Below are 19,613 nucleotides of genomic sequence, written 5' to 3'. Positions count from 1 at the left end.
AGACTGCTCTGCCGCAGAGGCGATTACCTGCCTATGCTCTATGCATGTCAGAAATTTGGAGCGTAGCCCAAGAAAGCCCGGTGTCAGCAGCGCTGGTTCTTCTCCAGCTTGCCTGCTTTCTTGGCTTCGGGGTCCTTCTGGCAAAGCAAGATATGGCAACACATCGTCTGCCCAACCGCCTGGTCGCATCTTGGCTGGCGGCCAGCCTGGCAGTCATTGCGCTGCTGGGGATTTTGCGGTCGGATCTGCACGGTGTGCTCATGGGGCTGCTGGGCCTGTTGCTGCTTGGCGGCGGCTATCTGCTCCTTACGCTGGCTTCCGGCGGAGCGATGGGCATGGGAGATGTGAAGCTGGCTGGCGTGCTGGGATTGAACCTCGGATACTATTCCTTGCCCAGCTTGTTTTTTGCAACATTGCTCGCCTTCGTACTTGCCACGCTCTGGGTTATCGGGGGAGTGGTGGCACGGAAGCTGACCCTGAAATCAGCGGTCCCTTTCGGTCCCTTCATGCTCATCGGCTCGTTTATCGCGCTGCTTATGGCACGATGAAATCATGGCAACTCCAGAATTCGTAACTAATCTTCGAACACGTATCGGACATGAACTGCTGTGGCTCTCTGGGGTGAAGGTCGTGATCCTCCACGAAGACAAGGTCTTGCTGGTGCGGCGCGCTGACAATGGGCAGTGGACCTTGCCAGCAGGAATTATCGATCCTGGCGAAGAGCCATCGCATACCGCGGTTCGCGAAGTCCTGGAAGAAACCGGCGTTGAATGCGAAATCACTGACCTGCTGGGTGTCGGAGTGACTGCTCCAACGGTGTACCCCAATGGAGATCACGCCCAGTACCTCGATGTTGTCTTCAAGGCTCGCCACCTATCGGGTGAGGCGAATGTCAACGATGACGAGAACTTGGAGGTCGGGTACTACGCGCTGGCTGATCGCCCGGAACTGCCACCGCTTCACGAACGGGCTCTGCAGTGGGCGCTGAATCCGCGGCCCGGCGGCTACTTCGCTAGCTAGGCTTGAGCCGGGCTAGTTTGCTGGCAGCACCTCGCGGAAGACGCGCAGCGTATTTCCGCCCATGATGGCCTCGATGCCGGTTTCCGAGTAGCCGCGGTTCATCAGCTCTTGGGTGATCACCGCGATCTGGCTGGCATCCCATGCCACGGTCGTGGCCCCGTCAAAATCGCTGCCCAAACCCACATGCTCGATTCCGGCAACCTTGATGACGTGTTCCATTGCATCGACGACGGAGTTCACCTCCATGGTGCAAATGGCTGCATCCCAGTAGCCGATGCCGATGACGCCACCGGTTCGGGCCACCGCACGGATCTGTTCATCATTGAGATTACGGTTCACATCGCAGGTGGCTTGGACACCGCCGTGGCTGAATACCACCGGCTTGGTCGCCAAGGACAGGACATCATCGAAGGTCTGGTCGCTGGAATGCGCCAGATCGATGATGACTCCCAGTTCTTCCATGCGCTTCAGTGCGGCCCGTCCAAGGTCGGTGAGCCCTGTTTTCTCGACTCCGTGCTTGGAACCGGCAACGGGGTTGTCGAAGAAGTGGGTGAATCCTGCCATGCGCATCCCGTCCTCGAAGAGGATGTCGAGGTTTGCGATATCGCCTTCGAGGTTGTGCAGCCCTTCAATGGAGTAGAGTCCGCCGGTGACCTTCATGCCGTTCTTGCGGTCCATGAGCAGCTTGTCGAGCTCGGCGGTGCTGGTAATGGTGCGCAGGGTTCCTTGTGAATCCGCGGCATCATCACGCAGTTTCTTTGCTTGGTAGCGCGAGCGCTCCAGCAGAGAGTTCCAGGTCCGCGGCGGTTGGAGCTGGGCGATGCTCAGCAGCGTGATGTTATCCGAGTCGGCGCTGTTGGACTCGTAATTCTGGCCGACAGGCGACTTGGAAACCGAGGAGAAGACCTGCAAGGCGACATTGCCTTCTTCCAGGCGAGGCAAGTCCACATGTCCTCGGGTTGAACGCGTGAGCAGCGAGCGGTCCCACATCAAGGTGTCGGCGTGCATATCGGCAATCTCCAAGCGCGAATGCAGTTTCGCGGCCTCTTCGCTGACCACCGGCAAATCCTTGGCCTCGATTTTGTTCCGGGTATTTTCTACGATGCCCGGCGCGAAGATGAAGAATGCGGCCAAGAGGAGTACGAGGGTACTCGAAATCCACAGCGCGAGGCGTTTGAAAAGTCGGGATGTGGCGCGAGTCATACTCGGAGAGTAGCAGAGGCCACCTCCAAGCAGGAGCCTGTTTCTCGGGGGTTAGATACGCTGCCGCGGTTCGATGTGCAGCATCGAACCGCGGCAGCGGCATACTCGACAGGCGAAGCGGGCTAGTACTTGCCGACCATGGTCGATACATCCAGCAGCTGATCAAGCTGTTCCTCGGTGACTTCACCGCGTTCCACGAAGCCCAATGCGATGGTTGCTTCGCGTACCGTCAGTCCTTCAGCCACCGCCTTCTTGGCGATCTTGGCTGCATTCTCATAGCCGATGAGCTTATTTAGCGGGGTGACAATCGAAGGCGAGGCTTCGGCGAGGAAACGGGCACGCTCCACATTGGCGCTGATTCCCTGAATCATCTTTTCTGCCATGACCGTTGAGGTGTTGGAGAGCAGGCGAATGGATTCCAGAAGATTCGAGGCCATCACCGGGATCCCGACATTCAGCTCAAACGCACCGTTGGTTCCGGCCCAAGCGATGGCGGTGTCATTGCCGATGACCTGCGCAGCAACCTGGATGGTCGCCTCTGAAATCACCGGGTTGACCTTGCCTGGCATGATCGATGAACCTGGCTGCAGGTCGGGGATGGAAATTTCACCCAAGCCGGTGTTGGGACCGGAGCCCATCCAGCGCAGGTCGTTGGCGATCTTGATCAGTGAAATGGCGATGGTGCGCAAAGCGGCAGAAGCTTCGACTAATCCATCACGGTTGGCCTGCGCTTCGAAGTGGTTGCGTGCTTCGGTGATGGGCAGCGTGGTGTCTTCGCGCAGGAATTCGATGACCCGCTGCGGGAAGCCTTCTGGGGTATTGATGCCCGTACCCACTGCGGTGCCGCCAAGGGGGACCTCGGCAACTCGCGGCAGTGCTGCTTCGATGCGTTCAATGCCGTAGCGAACCTGGGCTGCGTAGCCGCCGAATTCTTGGCCGAGGGTGACCGGAGTGGCGTCCATCAGGTGGGTTCGACCGGACTTGACCACGTCCTTGAATTCGGCAGATTTAGCCTCCAACGCCGAGGCCAAGGTTCCAAGGGCTGGGATCAAATCATTGATCAGCGCGCCGGTGGCAGCAACATGGACCGAGGTCGGGAAGACATCGTTGGAAGACTGCGAGGCGTTCACATGGTCGTTAGGGTGAACCTCGGTATCGCTGTTTTGAGCCTTCAGCGCACGGGTTGCCAATTCGGCGAGCACTTCGTTGGTGTTCATATTCGAACTGGTTCCAGAACCGGTCTGGAATACGTCGATGGGGAAGTGCTCATCGTATTGGCCGGTGGCTACCTGATCGGCTGCGGAAACGATGGCTGCGGCACGTTCTTCGTCCAGAACGCCCAGGGCCAGATTGGCCTGCGCCGCGGCCTTCTTTACTTGTGCGAGGGCCTTGATATGCGAAGATTCCAAGGTCTTTCCCGAGATCGGGAAGTTCTCAACAGCGCGCTGGGTCTGTGCGCGGTACAGAGCTTGAGCGGGGACTCGAACCTCGCCCATGGTGTCATGTTCGATGCGGAAATCGTCACTGTTAGTCATGAGCCCAGAGTACGCCCGAACCGCAATCAAAAGACAGGGCTCTGACGCAAAGGTCACAACCAACAGTGACGTTTCGCCGAAACGGGAATAAAAGCCGTTTTACAAGGCTTTCTGTAGAATTTTTGAGCGCTTAGTCCAGACCCAGGCTGGAGACCAGCTGGGCGCGCCCGTCATGCAGGTGGTAGGCCACGCCGGCGACCGCGGTGCGGCCCTCTTCGATAGCCAGTGCGATGATGCTGGACAGATCGACCAAGCGGTCGGTGGTCTGCTTGACGTGTTCGACGACGGTGCCGTTCACATCGGTGATGCCCTTGCGTTCGGCAGCATGAACCGACGGGGTGATGTGCTCAACCAAGTCACGGACGAAGCCCTTGGGCATTTCTCCGGTTTCCTTGGCCTTGATGGCGCTGGTGACCGCGCCACATGAGTTGTGTCCGAGGATCACGATCAGCGGCACATTGAGGATATCGACGGCAAACTCCAAGGAACCCAAGCTCGCAGGGTCCAAAACGTGCCCGGCGGTGCGCACCACGAACATGTCGCCCAATCCCACATCGAAGATGATCTCTGCGGCAAGGCGGGAATCCGAGCAGCCGAAGATGACCGCAAAAGGTTCCTGGCCGGAAATCAGCTTTTGCCGACGGGCGCTGTCCTGGTTGGGGTGCTGGGTGTCTTCGCTGACGAAACGGAGATTACCTGAGCTGAGTTTTTCCCAGGCCTCTTTTGGTGTCAGTGACTGTTGTGTTGATTCAGGGAGCATGTCTCAGATTCTACGGGAAGTTATTCGAATATCGAATATATGACTGCGGATGCTCGGGAAAGTGACTTATTTCAGGTCGTTTGCGACCTGTTCAGCAACGCTGTTCAGCTGCTCAACGGAAGTGTCACTGGACAGGACCACGGTGGAGTCGGCGAAATCAGCGATCAGGTAGGTGCTCTGGTCCTTGACCCGCACCTCCCATTCAGTGCCTCCGATGGTGCGCTTCTCGGTGGGAGTGGCTGCGTCGGTGATCAAGGCGATCCACGTTGGATTGGATTCAGCTGCTTGGCGAACCCAAACGAAGTTCTTATCTTCCGAGACCAGGCCGAATTCCCAATAAGGAACTCCCTGAGCGGTGTTGGCCTGCCAACGCGCGAAGTTCGCATATTCCTTCTCGCCCAGTTCGGGAGCGAAAATTTCAAAACCGGAAATCTGCTCGGTCTGCTCTGCGGTGGCCTGCAGGTTGACGTCGCTTTCAAAAGCGTCGTCCTTCGGTGCGGGATTGAGCATCAAGACTGGAATGAGAATGGCAACGGTGAAGCCGATGGACAGCACCATGCCCTTGAAGGTCTGATTTGCACGCTTGGCCTGCTTCTCGGTCAGCTGCGGCTTGAACGGCAGATCTTCAAAGGTGGCATTGGGATCGTCCAGGCTTCGAGGGGATGCAACAGGCAGGCCGGTACCGCTTGCTGCGTTCTCGGTTGCCGGCGCGTTGTTCTCGGTGTTGTTCTCAGGATGCACGCCTTCCATTCTCCCCGAAGATTCTGTGGATTTCGAACGGGAGTGCCCAACCACACGTTGGACTGCGTGCAGGCGCGCCCGACACGAACTGTAAAGCTAAAAACTAAGGGGATAGAATGAGGGTGTTTGCATAGGCGCAATGACTACGACTCAGTGATGGGATCTTTCGTGACCGAAAAGAACAATTATGCCCACCTTTCTTCGCGACTGTCGGTTTCCGACGCGGAGCCGGACCGCAACCTAGCACTGGAGCTGGTGCGTGCTACCGAAGCGGCAGCCATCGCTTCCTCGCCATGGGTTGGATTCGGTGACAAGAATGCCGCCGACGGCGCAGCAGTGGATGCCATGCGTGGCCTGCTTTCCAGCGTGAACTTCAACGGTGTTGTCGTGATCGGCGAAGGCGAAAAAGACGAAGCGCCAATGCTGTTCAATGGCGAACAGGTCGGCAACGGCACCGGAGCCGAATGCGACGTCGCAGTAGACCCGATTGACGGCACCAGACTCACCGCACTGGGCCTGAACAACGCACTGTCCGTTCTGGCTGTGGCCGACCGCGGTTCGATGTTCGACCCTTCCGCAGTGTTCTACATGGAGAAGCTGGTCACCGGGCCAGAAGCAGCAGAACTCGTTGACCTCCGCCTGCCGGTGAAGCAGAACCTGCACCTGATCGCCAAGGCCAAGGGCAAGAAGATCAGCCAGGTCACCGTGACCATCTTGGACCGCCCACGCCACGCTGGACTGATCGAAGAGATCCGTGCAGCCGGTGCGCGCACCAAGCTGATCATGGACGGCGACGTTGCCGGAGCCATCGCCGCAACCCGCGAGGGCACCGGCGTTGACGCGTTGATGGGCGTTGGCGGCACTCCTGAAGGCATCGTGACCGCCTGCGCCATCAAGGCACTGGGCGGCGTGATCCAGGGCCGCTTGTGGCCAACGGACGACGATGAGAAGCAGAAGGCGATCGACGCCGGCCATGAACTGGGCCGCGTGCTGACCACCAACGACTTGGTGACCTCCGATAACTGCTACTTCGCAGCGACCGGCATCACCGATGGCGACCTGCTGCGCGGAGTTCGCTACAAGGACAACCGTATCCACACCCAGTCGATCGTGATGCGTGCCAAGTCCGGCACCATCCGCTTCGTCGATGGTGAGCACCAGCAGGATAAGTGGGAAGCTTACACCCGCTAAAACCAGCTCACGCTAAAACTGCGAGCTATGGACCTTTTGCAGGTTCATAGCTCGCAGTTTCGGTTTAAGGCCTTGAACGCCGTGAAGATGCAGGGCCGGCAGTACTAGTCGATCTGCGCGCTGGTCGCGAAGAGCTGGCCTGGAACGGTGCCCTGCAAGGTGGCGGTGGCAGGCAGCTCAGCGGCAGTAATGAACAGCGACTGCCCGCGGCTGATGCTGCGTTCCCCCTCGCGGGTTGCGACCATGAACTCGCCGGCGGTGCACAGCACAACGGCTGCACCGTGCAGCTGCAGATCGGCGGCAAGACCTGGTTCGGTAGGATCGAGCACCTGCAGCTGGAACTCTTCAAAGTCAGGCTTGTAGAGGCGATCATGGGTATCGAGCGCCACCGGCTCCAGGATCGGAGCGGGGGAGGGCTGGGCAATGGTGACATCCAATAGCTCGGGAACGTCAATGTGCTTGCTGGTCAGTCCGCCGCGCAGCACGTTATCCGAATTGGCCATGACTTCAATTCCCAAGCCGCGCAGATACGCATGGACATTGCCCGCGCCCAAGCTGATGGCCTGGCCTGGTTCCAAGAAGACCAGATTCAGCAGCAACGCCACCAGAACGCCTGGGTCACCCGGGTAGATCTTGTTGATGGAAACCAGCTCGGCAAACTGCACATTTCGCTGCAATTCGGTGCTGGCTGACACCGCGTGGCTGATCTGCTGTGCCAGCTGCGAAATTTCTTCCCCAGCGGTCAGCACGTGCTTGAAGGTGCTGGCGAGCGGGTCTGTACCCTGCAGCAAGGCCACCAGTTCACCCACTACGCGATGGGACTGCTCTGGCAGGTGCGGTTCCAGAACCTGGAGGTCTTCAACGATCTGCGCTGGCTGGCGGAAACCGGACAGTGCCACGAAGTCGGTCAATGCAAAGAGCATTTCCGGCTTGTGGTTATCGTCGCGGTAGTTGCGGTCCGCAGCGTCCAAAGCCTTGCCGCTGGCCGTTTCCTGGGCGAAGCGTTCCTTTGCCTGCTGCAGCGTTGGGTGCGTCTGGATGGACAACGGCGAAGTGGCAGAAAGGACCTTGAATAGATATGGCAGGCGTCCATAACGCTGGGCGACACCGGCCCCCAGAATATGTTCTGGGTCCTGCGCAATGAAGTCATTGAGTGCTGTGCCGTCAGTGGAGATCCGGCTTGGGCACCCAGGGTGGGCGCCGAGCCACATCTCGGCCTGCGGGGTGGTGTCCGCAGGCAAATCGAGCAGGTCGGAGATCTGCGAGGCAGAACCCCAATGGTAGTCGCGGATAGCGTTTTTCAACTCGAACACGTCGTTTGACCATAGCCTTTCAGGAACGGTATTTGGGTCGCATTGGCGGTCGGGGGGTCTTAACCGTTTATGGAACCGAACATTCGTCGTTGTTGGCTGCAATCTCAGAAATCAAGGTGCGGTAGCCAGCCATTTCCAGATTCACCAAGTATTCCTCGGTGATCGGGCTTCCATCTGGCTTGGTGAACTCTTTGTCATCGCTATTGGACAGCTTCGGAGCATTATTCACATCGGTGCTGTCCTCACTTTCTTCAGAGGCCTTCGTGGTCTCCTCGGACTCTGCAGACTTGGAAGAATCCTTGCTCTTCTTCGGCTTGTCTTCCTTTGGCTTATTCTGCTTGGCGATCAGGGATTGGATGCGCTCCTGCAGCTCATCGAAGTTCGGGTAGGTGGAGAAGCTGCGTTCGAAGTCCGGTGCGCCAAGGGTCAGGCGAGTCATTGGCTCATTCGAAACCTTCTCGGCCAACGAAACGAACGATCCGAGCTGCCCGGCAGGAATATCGGTTTCCACCAGCTGTTCGCCAGCGGACATGATCGAAGTGAAGTTGCTCAGGATGGTTTGCGGCTTGACCTGCTTGATGATGGCCTGCTGCAAGCACTGCTGGCGTTTGATGCGGTGGTAGTCATCGGTGAAGTCACGCGAGCGGGCAAACCACAAAGCCTGCTTGCCGTTGAAGGTGTGGGTGCCCGGGGCGAACCAGTGGGTGCGCACGGTGCTGTTCGGGTAGTACTTGCCGTTGTAAGGAACCCAGCCGCCGGAGTTGATGGTGACTCCGCCGAGGGCATCAACGAACTGCTCGAAGCCGGCCATGTTGATCATGACGTAGCCCTGGACCGGAAGGCCGGTAGTGCCTTCCAAAGCGTCCATGGCGGCCTGCGCACCGATGTTCTTTACGGTGTCAGGGAACGCATCGGCGTGTTCGGTTTCGGCATTGCGGTAGATCGAATTGAAGATGCACTCGTCACCGCAGTCGTAGCCCTTCGGCCATATTTTCTCCATCGGAGAGCCAGCTGCGAAGCGTGCGCTCTGGAAGTTACGCGGTACCGAGATCAGCAGGCTCTTGCCGGTTTTCGCGTCAACGGAAAGCAAAGCCGCAACGTCGGTGCGCACGCCTTCACGGTTGTCCCCGGAGTCAGCTCCGAAGACCGCGATGTTGTAGCGTCCGTCAATCGGGTCGAAGGCCGGGCCTTTGTCGAAGACCGCGGTAATGGTTTCGCGTCCGGTGTTCAGCAACGAGGCGCCGTAGACGAATACCCCGCTGGTGGCCACCACGGCTGCCAGGGTAAAGACCGAAACGATGGCTCGCATGCCCGGGGCCAGCAGCTTGGGCCGGATGATCACCAAGGTGTTGATGAACATGATCAGCCAGCCCAGGGCCAACGTGCCGAGCACGATGATCAAGAACAGCTGGAAGTTCGGATGCGCTACCCAGCCCAAGATGATCGAACGATCAATGAAGTACAGGGCGGCCAGCGCGATGATTGCCAGCCAGCACAGCATCGTGATGGACACTGCGATCCGTCCGAGCTTTCGATTTCCGGCAATCAGCTGGGCGCTTCCGGGGAAGAAGATGGTCAGCAAGACCAAAATCATTGCGCGCTTGCTACGCTGCGGAGAGCTGATAGTCTCCGGCTGGCGCAACGGACTTGGTGCGCGGTGGCTGGCAGAACCCATGTACTTGTGGACTTTCCCTAGGAAGCGAAATTCTCGTTGGCAACTTCAGCACGCAGAGCCGCGCCCTTGGCGTGGGCCTGCTCTCGCAATGAATCTGCAAACTGAAGCAACTTTACCTGTAACGACTCGGCTAGCTCGTCGGTTCCCGCTGCGAGCATACGCACAGCAAGCAGTCCTGCGTTGCGAGCTCCGCCAATGGAAACAGTTGCTACGGGGACTCCTGCAGGCATCTGAACGATGGAAAGCAGGGAGTCCATTCCATCTAGTTTAGCCAGTGGAACTGGAACTCCGATCACTGGCAGCGGGGTGACAGCTGCAAGCATGCCGGGAAGATGCGCTGCGCCGCCGGCGCCAGCGATGATTACACGGATCCCGCGTTCGTGGGCTTTCTTGCCGTAGTCGATCATTTCGGTGGGCATGCGGTGCGCTGAAACGACGTCCGCTTCAAAGGGGATTCCGAATTCTGCCAAGGCCTGCGCGGCGAGGCGCATTACCGGCCAATCCGAATCAGAACCCATTACGAGGCCGACAAGTGGTGCTTCAGACATGAGATTTTCCTTGCAGTGTTCTAGTAAGAGCCGCTGCCAGACACCTGGCAACGGCTCTTGATCAAAATAAAGACTAGACGGTGGCGTCGGCGCCATCGCGGATCAGCGCGGCAACCTTGTTGGCCTGGGAGCGAAGTTCATCCACACTTTGCCCGGCGTTTGCCACGATGTTCACGTGGCCGATCTTCCTCCCGGGGCGTACCGATTTGCCATAGGCATGCACCTTGACTTCCGGGGCGGCGGCCAGCGCCGCCTGGAATGCGGAGTACAGATCCTGGTTGGCGCCGCCGAGGTAGTTCTTCATGACGGTGACGCCCAGTGCGCTGGTTTCGCCCAGCGGCAGGTCCAATACCGCGCGCAGGTGCTGCTCGAACTGGCTGGTGACCGAACCGTTCATGGTCCAGTGTCCGGTGTTGTGCGGACGCATGGCCAGCTCGTTGATCACGAAACCGGCGCCAACACCGGGGGTCTCGAAGAGTTCTGCGGCCATGACACCGGTAACGCCGAATTCCTCGGCGATGCGCAATGCCGCATTGGCTGCGGTGGCCGCGGTGGCATCGTCGATGTCCTGGGCCGGTGCGATGACTTCGTCGCAGACGCCATCAACCTGGATGGTGTGAACTACGGGCCAGGCCTTGGCCTCGCCGGAAGGGGTGCGGGCGACCAAAGCAGAGAGCTCGCGGGAGAAATCGACCTTGTCTTCGGCCAGCAGCGGACCGTTGGCAAACCATTCGGCTGCGTCCTTGGCGTCCTGCGCATTGTCGAGCATGCGCACGCCCTTGCCGTCGTAGCCGCCGCGCGGAGTCTTCAAGACAATCGGCCAGCCGGCCTTCTCGCCGAAGGCGATCAGCGCCTCGACGTCCTCGACCTTGGCCCACAGCGGGTTGGGAAGTCCCAGGCGCTCGATGGCTTCACGCATGACCAGCTTGTCCTGGGCATGGATCAGGGCTGCCGGGCGCGGCTGGATGTTGACGCCCTCGTTGATCAGGGTCGTCAGGAAATCGTTGGGAACGTGCTCGTGGTCAAAGGTGACTACGTCCTTGCCCTTGGCGAATTCGCGCAGGGTTTCGAGGTCCTTGTAGTCGCCTACCGGGGCGTCCGGAACGCAGCGCGCAGCTGAAACGTCAGGACCCTCGGCAAGAATATGCAATTCAAAACCTAGGTTCAGGGCCTCAGGGGCCATCATTCGGGCTAGCTGCCCGCCACCAATCACACCAATTTTTGGAAAGCTCACGAGTACTAGGGTATCGAAAGCGGCGTTGAGAATCGCATGCGCGATGTCTGATTACTCTCACAATCCGGTCAATTTTCAGAAAGTACGGATAAAATAACAAGATCGCGGGCTTCTCCTAGCATGTAGCGCGCGTTGTTACTGCTAGCCAGACGGGAACAGAATTCCCTGGAGGACAATTGCTCGAGCGCATTAAACTCAAAATAGCCGGACTCATCTCGTTGCTGTGGCGCGAGGTGGCGAAGTTCGGTGTCGTCGGTGGCATCGCGTTCATCATCGACTCGGGCATCTACGTCTGGCTGCTGCATGGCCCCATGAGCGATTCGCAGGTTAAGGCAAAGATCATTGCCGGCATCGTCGCGACGATGTTCTCCTGGGTGGCCAACCGCTATTGGACTTTCCGCCACCGCCGCCAGGCCAATGTGCTGCGCGAGCTGGTGATGTTCATCATCATGAATGCTATCGGCTTGGGCATTGCCGCCGCCTGCGTATGGGTGACCAAGTACTGGTTGGGCCTGACCGATCCAACGTCGGTGTTCATCGCCGGTTCGGTCGTCGGCTTGGTGCTGGGCACCATCTTCCGTTTCTTCGCCTACCGTTTCTGGGTCTTCGGCAAGGAAATGGACCAAGAAGAAAAATTTGCCCATGACCACGAGATTCTGGACAAAAATCGGGCAGATACCGGCACTGGCACGATGAAATCCACCGCCCAGGCCGATACCGGCACCCTCCCAACGGTGGTTCGCTAGCCAGCTGGCTGGTAGTCGGAGGTGATGCGTTCGCCTTCGCGAAGACGCTCGGTCACTTCCAATCCATCTTCCACTAGCACAATTCCGTCTCCTGCTTTCCACTGGCCAATGGCATAGGGAAGCAAGGTGAGCACGGGCTGCTGGGCACGGACTAGAATAGTTCCTTGCGCCTTAGCCGTGGCATCGAATAGCGCGGCAAGGCCGATGGGGGCGTCACCATTGGTTGCGATCGCTGAGGTATCACCAGAAACTGGCGAGGGATAGAACTGATCCCCGTAGGTACGTACGGAGGCGTTGAAGTCTTCTGCGACAGGGCCGAGATCCGAGCCGAAGGACAGCGCGAGAGCTGCCGGGTTCACGGCGAGGATTTCAGAGCTGTTGGGGATGCGTGGGTCATTTGGTTGGGCCGTGACCCAAACCGAGGCCTGCTGGGCGTCAGCCTGCTCAGCGTCAACCAGCGTGGCGCCGTGATGCAGTGCAGCTAGCGCCAGGACCAGGGACTTCCAATGTGCTGGCAAATCAAGAACCACGACGGAGTCCTCATCGAGGTCGAAAACTTCACCCAAAAGGTTGGCGCTTTTCGCGACCCAATTATCAAATACCCGTCCGGAGAGCTCTATGCGTTCCCCGGTAACGGAGTACCAGGTGAGCCAAGGCGAGGCCGAGCCGCGTCGTGGGGAGAGCAGATTCTCCACAAAAGTCCCTGATTGTAGGCTATTGCTCATCGAATGTCCTTAAATTTAAATACTGAGAATTCACCGAGAATTCAGCTAAGACGGGACTCGCCCATCTCATATGCGTCTTTTGACGGCGTGTTGTGCCGGGAGTTTCCTGAGAACTCTTCTTAGAATGACCTCCCCACTTGACTCTAGCGGAGTTACACGGCTGTAATTAGATGGTGCGTCCGAGCATGTTCATCACTTTTCGCTAGTTCGATGGAATAAATGCTGCCGGATGGATCGGGAGCAGTGACGGCCTGATCTACTCAAACCAATCGAAAGGTCAACATCACCATGGCGAATCTGGAGCAGGGGTACTCCGAATTTTCGACCTCGGCTGTTGCGTCGGCTCAATACGGGCTGGAGGACGCACCATCCGACTGGTTTGTCGATCCTCAAGCCGGTGAGTCCGCACGGGTTGCAGTTGCAGCCGATCTGGAGACCGCGGCCGACAACTTCTTGAAAGTGCATGACGCATCATCGGAACCAGAAGAAATTTCTTCGGTTGGTTCGTGGGCACCTGAGCTCGACGAAGATGATGAAGTGCGCGAAACGATCAAGGCTGTATGGCTTGGCGTTGGCGGAGAAGTTGATGAGGGCGAACTGGGCTGGCAAGCCCGTGCACTGTGTGCACAGACCGACCCCGAGGCATTCTTCCCTGAAAAGGGAGGGTCGACTCGTGACGCGAAACGTGTCTGCGGCGCATGTGTTGTCCGATCAGAATGTCTAGAATATGCCTTAAGCAATGACGAGCGCTTCGGAATCTGGGGAGGGCTCTCAGAGCGCGAACGTCGCCGTCTACGGAAACGAGCAATCTAATTCGTCCGCCAATTCATGTCACCGCCATCGTTGCTTCGCACGATGGCGCTGACTTTTTACCACGCACTTTGGCCGCATTGCGAAACCAATCCCGGCCTATCGAACGCTTTGTCGGAGTTGACGCTTCGTCCTCTGATGCCTCGCTAGAGGTCTTGCAGGCCAACCTGCCTTCCAATGCAGCCTTGCTGGTTGCCGATGAAGGATCCTTGGGACTCTCGCTGGAAGTGGCCGTTTCGCAACTACCAGAAGCGCGTTTGGACCGTGATGAGTGGCTATGGATTATCCACGATGACTCCATGCCGGCTCCGGACGCACTGGAACAGCTGACTCGCGCCGTCGAGGCATCCGAGTCGGTATCCATCGCCGGCTGCAAGCTGCTGGACATCGACAACCCGCGCCACCTGGCCGAAGTCGGCTTGAGCGTTGACCGCAAGGCCCAGCGCCTGACCCTGATCGATATCGACGAAGTCGACCAGGGGCAGTACGACGGACGCAGCGACTACTTCGCCGTCTCCTCGGCTGGCATGTTCATCCGCCGTGAAGTCTTTGAACACCTGGGCGGATTCGACCCGGCAATCCCAGGCCGCGGCGACGACGTTGACCTCTGCTGGCGCAACCGCTTGGCCGGACACCGAGTTGTTGTGGTTCCGAGCGCCAAGATGTACCACCAGGTCGAGGTAGTCGACTCGCTGGCCGGTCCTCGCGAAGCCAAGCGCGCCGAAGTCTTCCAGCGCTTGAAGTTCGCATCCCCGCTGGCTTTGCCATTTTTGTGGATCGGGTTGCTGCTCGGCGGCATCGGCCACTTCCTTGTAGCTCTATTGGCCAAGGACCCAGGCCATGGGTTCAGCCATTTGGGCTCGGTACTTCGTGGCCTGTTCACCCCGGGCAAGCTGGCCGCTTCACGCCGCAATGTTGCTCAAATCCGTGAAATTCCCCGCCGCCAGGTTCGAAAGCTCATGGCCACCGGCGCGCAGGTGCGCGAATACCGGCGCAATGTGACCACCGGTCGCGGCGAAGGCGAAGTCTATGGCGACGGCAGCGGTGCCGACGCGATGGTTGAACCCAGCGGTGACAACTTCTCAGATTTCGTACGGATCGCCCGCCCTCCACGCACCACCGCGGTGCTTTCGCTGATTCTGGCGTTGTTGCTCTCCGGGGCAGCCTCGATGATCGCTTGGCGCAGCCTGCTCGGGTCCAGCGCATTATCCGGCGGTGCCCTGCGCCCGTTCTCGAACACCAACCAGGAAATCGGCGCTAACGCCCTGTCCTGGTGGCAGAACACCACCACCGGTTTGAGCGCACCACCAGATAACTCGGACCTCTTGTTCTGGCTGTTCTCGCTGCTGACTTTCGACCATGCCAACGAAGCATCGGTCTACCTCTTCTTCGCCGCGATGCCGCTGGCAGCCTTGAGCGCCTGGTGGGGCATTGGCGCGGTGAGCCGCTCCCGCGCCGTACGTTTCTTTGCCGCCTTGATCTGGGCACTGCTGCCTTCATTGGTCTCGTCGCTGGCTTCGGGACGTGTCGGCTCGGTATTGATCCATATCCTGCTGCCGCTGTTCTTCCTGGCGATCATTCGCGCCATGAATGCCCATGTGGCTATTGAGGGTGCCAAGCCCAAGACCGCCAAGCAGCAGTCCGTCTCCGCGTGGACTGCTTCGGCAAGCGCCGCACTGCTGCTCTGGGTGATTTCCGCTGGCTCCGTCTCCTTCTTCCTGACCGCCAGCATCCTGATCTACGTCTTGGCCATCTTCTCGGTGCGCCGGGCACGAAGCCTATGGTGGATCCCGCTGCCTGCCCTGGTATGGAACCTTCCACTGCTGTTCGCCGGTCTGGGAGATCTGCGACTGCTGTTCACCGAGCCCGGTGCCGCGCAGGCGTTCTCGCCAGCTGCTCCATGGCAGATGCTGCTGGGCTTCCCTGAATACTTCAACGCGAACGCGTCGTTGGTGGGCTGGGACTTCTTGCCTACAGGACCATGGGCCCTGGTTGCCGCGCTGCTAGTTGGCGCGCCGATTATCGGCCTGGCCGTTTTTGGAACCCTGAGTTCTTCGTTCAGCCACAATGCGAGCATGCGCCGCAACTCCCGCCGCCTGCTGTGGGGTGCTGTACTTTCGTTGGCTGCCGGTTGGGCTGTCGGGTTTGTCCCGTACACCCTGGACTCGCATACGGGCGTGAGCGCCTACACCGGTCCGTTCGTTTCCTTCGCAATGTTCGCGATGCTGGCCGCGGCCGCCAACGCTTTGGCTGCCTTGCGCCATGAAGACCAGTTGCGTTCGGTGCGCAAGCAGGCAGCTCGTCCAGTTATGGGCCTGATGGCTGTTTTCAGCGTGCTCACCATTCTCGCTTCGGGCTCTGTCTTGCTTGGTGCCCAGCTGAATCCAGCAGCTGAATCCGAGACGCTTAGCGCCATGAACTCTGCCCAGCAGGTGCGTAGCTCCCAGCCTCGCACGTTGCCGGCCACGGCTGCTGATGCCGGCCGCTCTGAATTCCAGAAGCGCACCTTGGTGCTCAGTCCACGATCCTCCGGTGAAATCGACAGCCACTTGGTTGTCGGCTCAGGCGAAACCCTGGACGGAATCAGCCGCTACTCGCTAGTCAAGCAGCTGAGCGGATCGCTGCTGGATCCTGAACGCAATGAAGCATCAGCCACTGCGCAGGTCCAGAGCAAGGCAGTGGCCATGCTGCTTTCCGGATCCGCGTTGGATTCACGCGAGTCCTTGCGTGATTTGGGCGTGGGCTACATCGTGCTCAACGAGACTGGCGAATCCGTCCCAGCGACCGTTCGCACCTTGGATGCGGCAACGGGCCTGGCCTCGGTCGGCCAGACCGACAGCGGCTGGCTCTGGCGTGTGCACTACGAATCCACCGAAGACTCGCAGAGCGCAGGCTTTGCCCGCATTGTCTCGGAAAATGGCGACGTGACCATCTTGCCGACCCGGCGCGGCAAGATCACTAACATTGAGATCCCGGCCGCTGATTCGCAGCGCACCTTGGTTCTGGCTACCGCGTCAGATCCGCAGCTGCGCGCCAGCCTCAATGGCGAATCCTTGCGTTCGGTCGCTTACCCGCAAGACTCGGAAACACGTTGGGCCCAGGCCTATGAGCTTCCTGCCGAAGGTGGAAAGCTGGCTTTGACCCATAAGGATTCCATGGCCATTCCTGTTCTGGTGCTCAGCGCGATAGTGCTGCTGATTACCGTTCTCTTGGCCATCCCAGTACCAAGTTCGCGACGTTTCGCCAACTACCGGAATACCGAGTACCGCTTCCGTGAACCACGCGGCGAAACTGAAGAAGTCGCTGATGGATCACAGGTTCTGGCCGCAGCTGAAGTACAAAGCCCAGCAACCGGAACCATGCCGCAAAGCCGCCGAGAGGCACGCGAACGCGCCAGCGAGATTCGTGAGAACTTGACCCCGAAGCTCAGCGACCGTATTTCGGACGCTGAAGCCGAGCAGGAGAAGAAGTAGTGAGCGACGAGAAGAACGTGAACTCAGCGGATTCTGCTGACCAGCCCGCTGAACAGACTCCGGTTCCTCAACCAGCAGCCGCGCAGCCCGAACCCAAGGACTCCGCTCCGGTTTCGGCTGCGCTCTCACGCGCTGAGGAAAAGGCAGCCAAGGCGAAGGCCAAGGTCGATGCCAAACTGGATAAGATCCGTGCCAAGGAAGCTCAAGCCCGGGCCAAGGCAGAAGCTAAGAATTCAGCGAAAGCTGCAAAATCCGAGGCCAAGGCCTCCAAGCAGCAAGAAGCCAAGGATCAGCCCAAGCCTGTAGCGCAACCGGCAGCCAAAGACGCTTCTAGCCCTGCAGCGGATTCCAGCTCCGCAGCAAAACCTGACGCCAAAAAGCCTGAAGACCAAAGTGCGCCAAAGCCAGAGGCGGCTGGCTCGGTGACTGCGAAGTCCCCGGAAGCACAGGAAAAAACTGCAGCGGGGCTCCCAGCCGCCGCTAGCAAAGATGACGCAGTCGCCAAGCCGGTAGCCAAGAGCGCTGAGCCTGCCAAGGACCCCGATAGCGCGAAGGCGAAGAGCCTGCCCGAATCCGCGATTGGCAAAGCCCCGGAACCGGCTGCAGATGATCCGGTGACGAAACCGGTTGCCGGTGATTCAGCGAGCTCTGCAACGAAGCCGTCCGATGCCAAGGATTCCTCGGCACGGCACAGCACCGTTGCGCCGGTTGCCGCTACGGCTGCTGCGAGCGCCGCTATGGGCTCTGCGGAGGCAGAGACCGAACCGAAGCCGTCTGCAGAATCCAAGTCGGAGGACGCCCCAAAGGCAGCCGAGGCCGAGGATCCCAAGGCCGCGAAGCGGCGCCAAAAGCTGGAGAAGGTCCGCGCCCGCAACGCGGCCAAGGAAGAAGCAGCCAAAACCAGCGCCGTCGCTGCGCCAGCAGCCGCTGCTGAACCAAGTGCTGCAGAACCTGCCGATGGGAAGGTCTCCCAGCGTCGTCTCAAGCTAGATAAAGCTCGCGCCGCCGCGTCCAAGGACGCAGCTTCTGCCCCCACCCGCAAGAAGACCGGCGCGGTTCTGCTCAGCTTGGCTGCAGTACTCGCTGCCGGCGCTGTTGTGGGCGCAGGATCGATCTTTGCTCCGGCGCCGGCTGAAAAGTCGCTGCCAGCTGCGGTGACCAACCTGCCTGCAGGTGACTCCAGCAGCGTGTGCTCGGCAACCCCGAAATTGCTCAAGGGCGTGGAAGGCACGGACGCGCAGTTCGCTCCGGGAGCCAAGGAAATTTCCAGCAACCTGCGCAGCGTTGTCGTATCGGATCTCGCTAAGCGTATTCCAGGTTCTTCCTTGTCCAAGCTTGATGGCAGTGACGTGCACGAGCTGACGGAACGAATCGATGACGCCGAAGCTGCTGAAGCTCGGGGCGCCGATGATGAAGGCCTGACCGGATTCATCAGCAAGATTTCAACGCTCAAGGACATTGATGATGCACAGGTCTATTCCTTGCAGCCACTGGGCGAACTAGCTTCCAAGGGCAGCACCTTGCGCAGCTACCAGGCCAAGGACGGCGATTTGGCAGGCTTGGCAGCAGGAACGTGCCAGGCTCCGGCCTCGAATTGGCGTTTCACTGGCCTGCAGACCAGCACTGGGTCCACGAGCGTCATGCATTTGTCGAACCCAACTCACACCACCGCCCAGGTATCCCTGCGGCTTCGTGGTCCAGAAGGCTTGATTGATACTTCGACGTTGCAGAACATCGTGCTGGCAGCGGGGGAAAGCCGGGCTATCGTGTTGGGCGGCTACGCCCAGGACCTGAATTCCATTTCAGCTGAAGTCACTAGCATTGGTGGAAAGATCACCGCTTCAGTTCAGCAGGCTGCATTGCGCGGGTTGACTCCTTCTGGTGTTGAGCTGGTAGGCGCTAACGCGTCAGCTTCCAACAGCCAGGTGATTCCTGGGGTGTGGATTGAGAGCAAAGAGAATCTTTCGAAACTGAGCAAGGACAACAAGTCCTTGGTGCCGCAGCTGCATGTCTCCGCAACCGGCGCCTCAGGTGCCGGGTTCAAGGTGAAGGTCTTGGGCGAAGATGGAGAAGTTGCCGCCAGCTTCGAGGATAACCTCGCCGTTGAATCGGACGCCACGAAGAGCATTGACCTGTCGCAGCTAGCCGGCGGTTACTACACGGTGGTTGTTGAATCGGATGCTCCGGTCACCGCAGCGGTGAAGATGGTTCGCGGTTCCGATCCGAAGGATTCCTCCGATACTGCGTGGGCCGCAAGCTCCAACGTGCTGTCCGGGACTCAGGCCATGCCGCTGTCTGCTAACGGCACCGGCAAATTCACCATCGCCGCCGTGGCATCAGACTCCGAGGTGGAAGCCGTGGTGGTCAACAAGGACGGCAAGCTTGAAAAGCCGAAGAACCTTCAGATTGACGCCTGGCAGAGCATCGTCTTTGATCCGAAGTCCGTCTCTGAAGATGCCCAAGCGGTCATCTTCTCAACGGATGCCAACGCATATCTGGCACAGCTGGTTCTCGGTTCCGAGCGTTCCATTGCTTGGGCGGCCATGCCACAGGCGAATGCCGGACGCGACGGCATCGTGGTGAACATCGGCGGCTAAATTACCGCTACTAAGGAATTGGACTTTCGGTAACCCCATTTG

At 59.2% G+C, this 19,613-nt stretch carries 16 protein-coding genes; 7 read left to right on the top strand and 9 right to left on the bottom strand.

Going from position 1 to position 19,613, the window contains the following annotated elements; genetic code table 11:
• The first annotated feature begins 44 nt into the window (after positions 1–44).
• A complete protein-coding gene (locus AB4Y71_RS07150; RefSeq protein WP_441719110.1) occupies positions 45–548 on the top strand; it encodes a prepilin peptidase in 504 nt (167 codons plus the stop codon).
• Between the two features lie 4 nt (positions 549–552).
• Complete coding sequence (locus AB4Y71_RS07145; protein ID WP_441719107.1) at positions 553–1,020, top strand: NUDIX hydrolase; 468 nt, start codon at positions 553–555, stop codon at positions 1,018–1,020.
• 12 nt (positions 1,021–1,032) lie between these two features.
• Here the strand turns inward: AB4Y71_RS07145 and AB4Y71_RS07140 are convergent, their stop codons facing one another.
• The 4 genes from AB4Y71_RS07140 to AB4Y71_RS07125 form a co-directional block, all read right to left on the bottom strand.
• A complete protein-coding gene (locus AB4Y71_RS07140; protein ID WP_441719104.1) occupies positions 1,033–2,223 on the bottom strand; it encodes a dipeptidase in 1,191 nt (396 codons plus the stop codon).
• A 122-nt stretch (positions 2,224–2,345) separates the two neighbouring features.
• Positions 2,346–3,758: a class II fumarate hydratase gene (locus AB4Y71_RS07135; protein WP_441719101.1), complete on the bottom strand. Its 1,413-nt coding sequence runs from the start codon at positions 3,756–3,758 to the stop codon at positions 2,346–2,348.
• Positions 3,759–3,888: 130 nt separating this feature from the next.
• Entirely contained in the window at positions 3,889–4,518 is a 630-nt protein-coding gene (locus tag AB4Y71_RS07130; protein WP_013348131.1) for a carbonic anhydrase, read from the bottom strand.
• Positions 4,519–4,584: 66 nt separating this feature from the next.
• The gene (locus tag AB4Y71_RS07125) at positions 4,585–5,259 is read right to left on the bottom strand and encodes a DUF4245 domain-containing protein (RefSeq protein ID WP_189638456.1); all 675 of its coding nucleotides are present in this window, start codon (positions 5,257–5,259) and stop codon (positions 4,585–4,587) included.
• Between the two features lie 156 nt (positions 5,260–5,415).
• On the opposite strand from AB4Y71_RS07125, the gene glpX reads away from it, so the two are divergent.
• A complete protein-coding gene (glpX, locus tag AB4Y71_RS07120; protein ID WP_441719234.1) occupies positions 5,416–6,450 on the top strand; it encodes a class II fructose-bisphosphatase in 1,035 nt (344 codons plus the stop codon).
• 104 nt (positions 6,451–6,554) lie between these two features.
• Here the strand turns inward: glpX and manA are convergent, their stop codons facing one another.
• From manA to AB4Y71_RS07100, 4 genes are all read right to left on the bottom strand, one after another.
• Entirely contained in the window at positions 6,555–7,763 is a 1,209-nt protein-coding gene (gene manA / locus AB4Y71_RS07115; RefSeq protein WP_134780769.1) for a mannose-6-phosphate isomerase, class I, read from the bottom strand.
• Between the two features lie 67 nt (positions 7,764–7,830).
• Positions 7,831–9,438 carry an LCP family glycopolymer transferase gene (locus tag AB4Y71_RS07110; protein WP_441719098.1) on the bottom strand — a complete coding sequence of 536 codons (1,608 nt, stop codon included), beginning with the start codon at positions 9,436–9,438 and terminating at the stop codon, positions 7,831–7,833.
• 17 nt (positions 9,439–9,455) lie between these two features.
• Positions 9,456–9,986: a 5-(carboxyamino)imidazole ribonucleotide mutase gene (gene purE, locus AB4Y71_RS07105; protein ID WP_102598256.1), complete on the bottom strand. Its 531-nt coding sequence runs from the start codon at positions 9,984–9,986 to the stop codon at positions 9,456–9,458.
• A gap of 73 nt (positions 9,987–10,059) precedes the next feature.
• Complete coding sequence (locus AB4Y71_RS07100) at positions 10,060–11,220, bottom strand: 5-(carboxyamino)imidazole ribonucleotide synthase (RefSeq protein WP_441719095.1); 1,161 nt, start codon at positions 11,218–11,220, stop codon at positions 10,060–10,062.
• Positions 11,221–11,396: 176 nt separating this feature from the next.
• Here AB4Y71_RS07100 and AB4Y71_RS07095 point away from each other — a divergent pair, with 176 nt between their 5' ends.
• Positions 11,397–11,966: a GtrA family protein gene (locus AB4Y71_RS07095; protein ID WP_134780772.1), complete on the top strand. Its 570-nt coding sequence runs from the start codon at positions 11,397–11,399 to the stop codon at positions 11,964–11,966.
• Here AB4Y71_RS07095 and AB4Y71_RS07090 read toward each other — a convergent pair.
• The gene (locus tag AB4Y71_RS07090; protein ID WP_441719092.1) at positions 11,963–12,691 is read right to left on the bottom strand and encodes a TIGR03089 family protein; all 729 of its coding nucleotides are present in this window, start codon (positions 12,689–12,691) and stop codon (positions 11,963–11,965) included. The genes AB4Y71_RS07095 and AB4Y71_RS07090 overlap by 4 nt on opposite strands.
• A gap of 288 nt (positions 12,692–12,979) precedes the next feature.
• On the opposite strand from AB4Y71_RS07090, the gene AB4Y71_RS07085 reads away from it, so the two are divergent.
• From AB4Y71_RS07085 to AB4Y71_RS07075, 3 genes are read left to right on the top strand one after another with little or no spacing between them, the layout of a single operon-like run.
• Positions 12,980–13,504: a WhiB family transcriptional regulator gene (locus AB4Y71_RS07085; protein ID WP_134780774.1), complete on the top strand. Its 525-nt coding sequence runs from the start codon at positions 12,980–12,982 to the stop codon at positions 13,502–13,504.
• Positions 13,450–16,974, top strand: coding sequence for a glycosyltransferase family 2 protein (locus AB4Y71_RS07080; RefSeq protein WP_441719231.1), 3,525 nt, complete (start codon positions 13,450–13,452; stop codon positions 16,972–16,974). The genes AB4Y71_RS07085 and AB4Y71_RS07080 overlap by 55 nt, the downstream gene beginning before the upstream one ends.
• On the top strand, positions 16,974–19,571 hold the full coding sequence (locus AB4Y71_RS07075) for a DUF5719 family protein (RefSeq protein WP_441719089.1): 2,598 nt from the start codon (positions 16,974–16,976) through the stop codon (positions 19,569–19,571). Before AB4Y71_RS07080 ends, AB4Y71_RS07075 begins: the two co-directional genes overlap by 1 nt.
• Positions 19,572–19,613: the final 42 nt, after the last annotated feature.

It is taken from the genome of Glutamicibacter sp. MCAF14, assembly GCF_052114325.1.
Lineage (GTDB): Bacteria > Actinomycetota > Actinomycetes > Actinomycetales > Micrococcaceae > Glutamicibacter > Glutamicibacter arilaitensis.
Note: the sequence above shows the minus strand (reverse complement) of the source record. Positions and strands in the feature narration are given on the sequence as shown.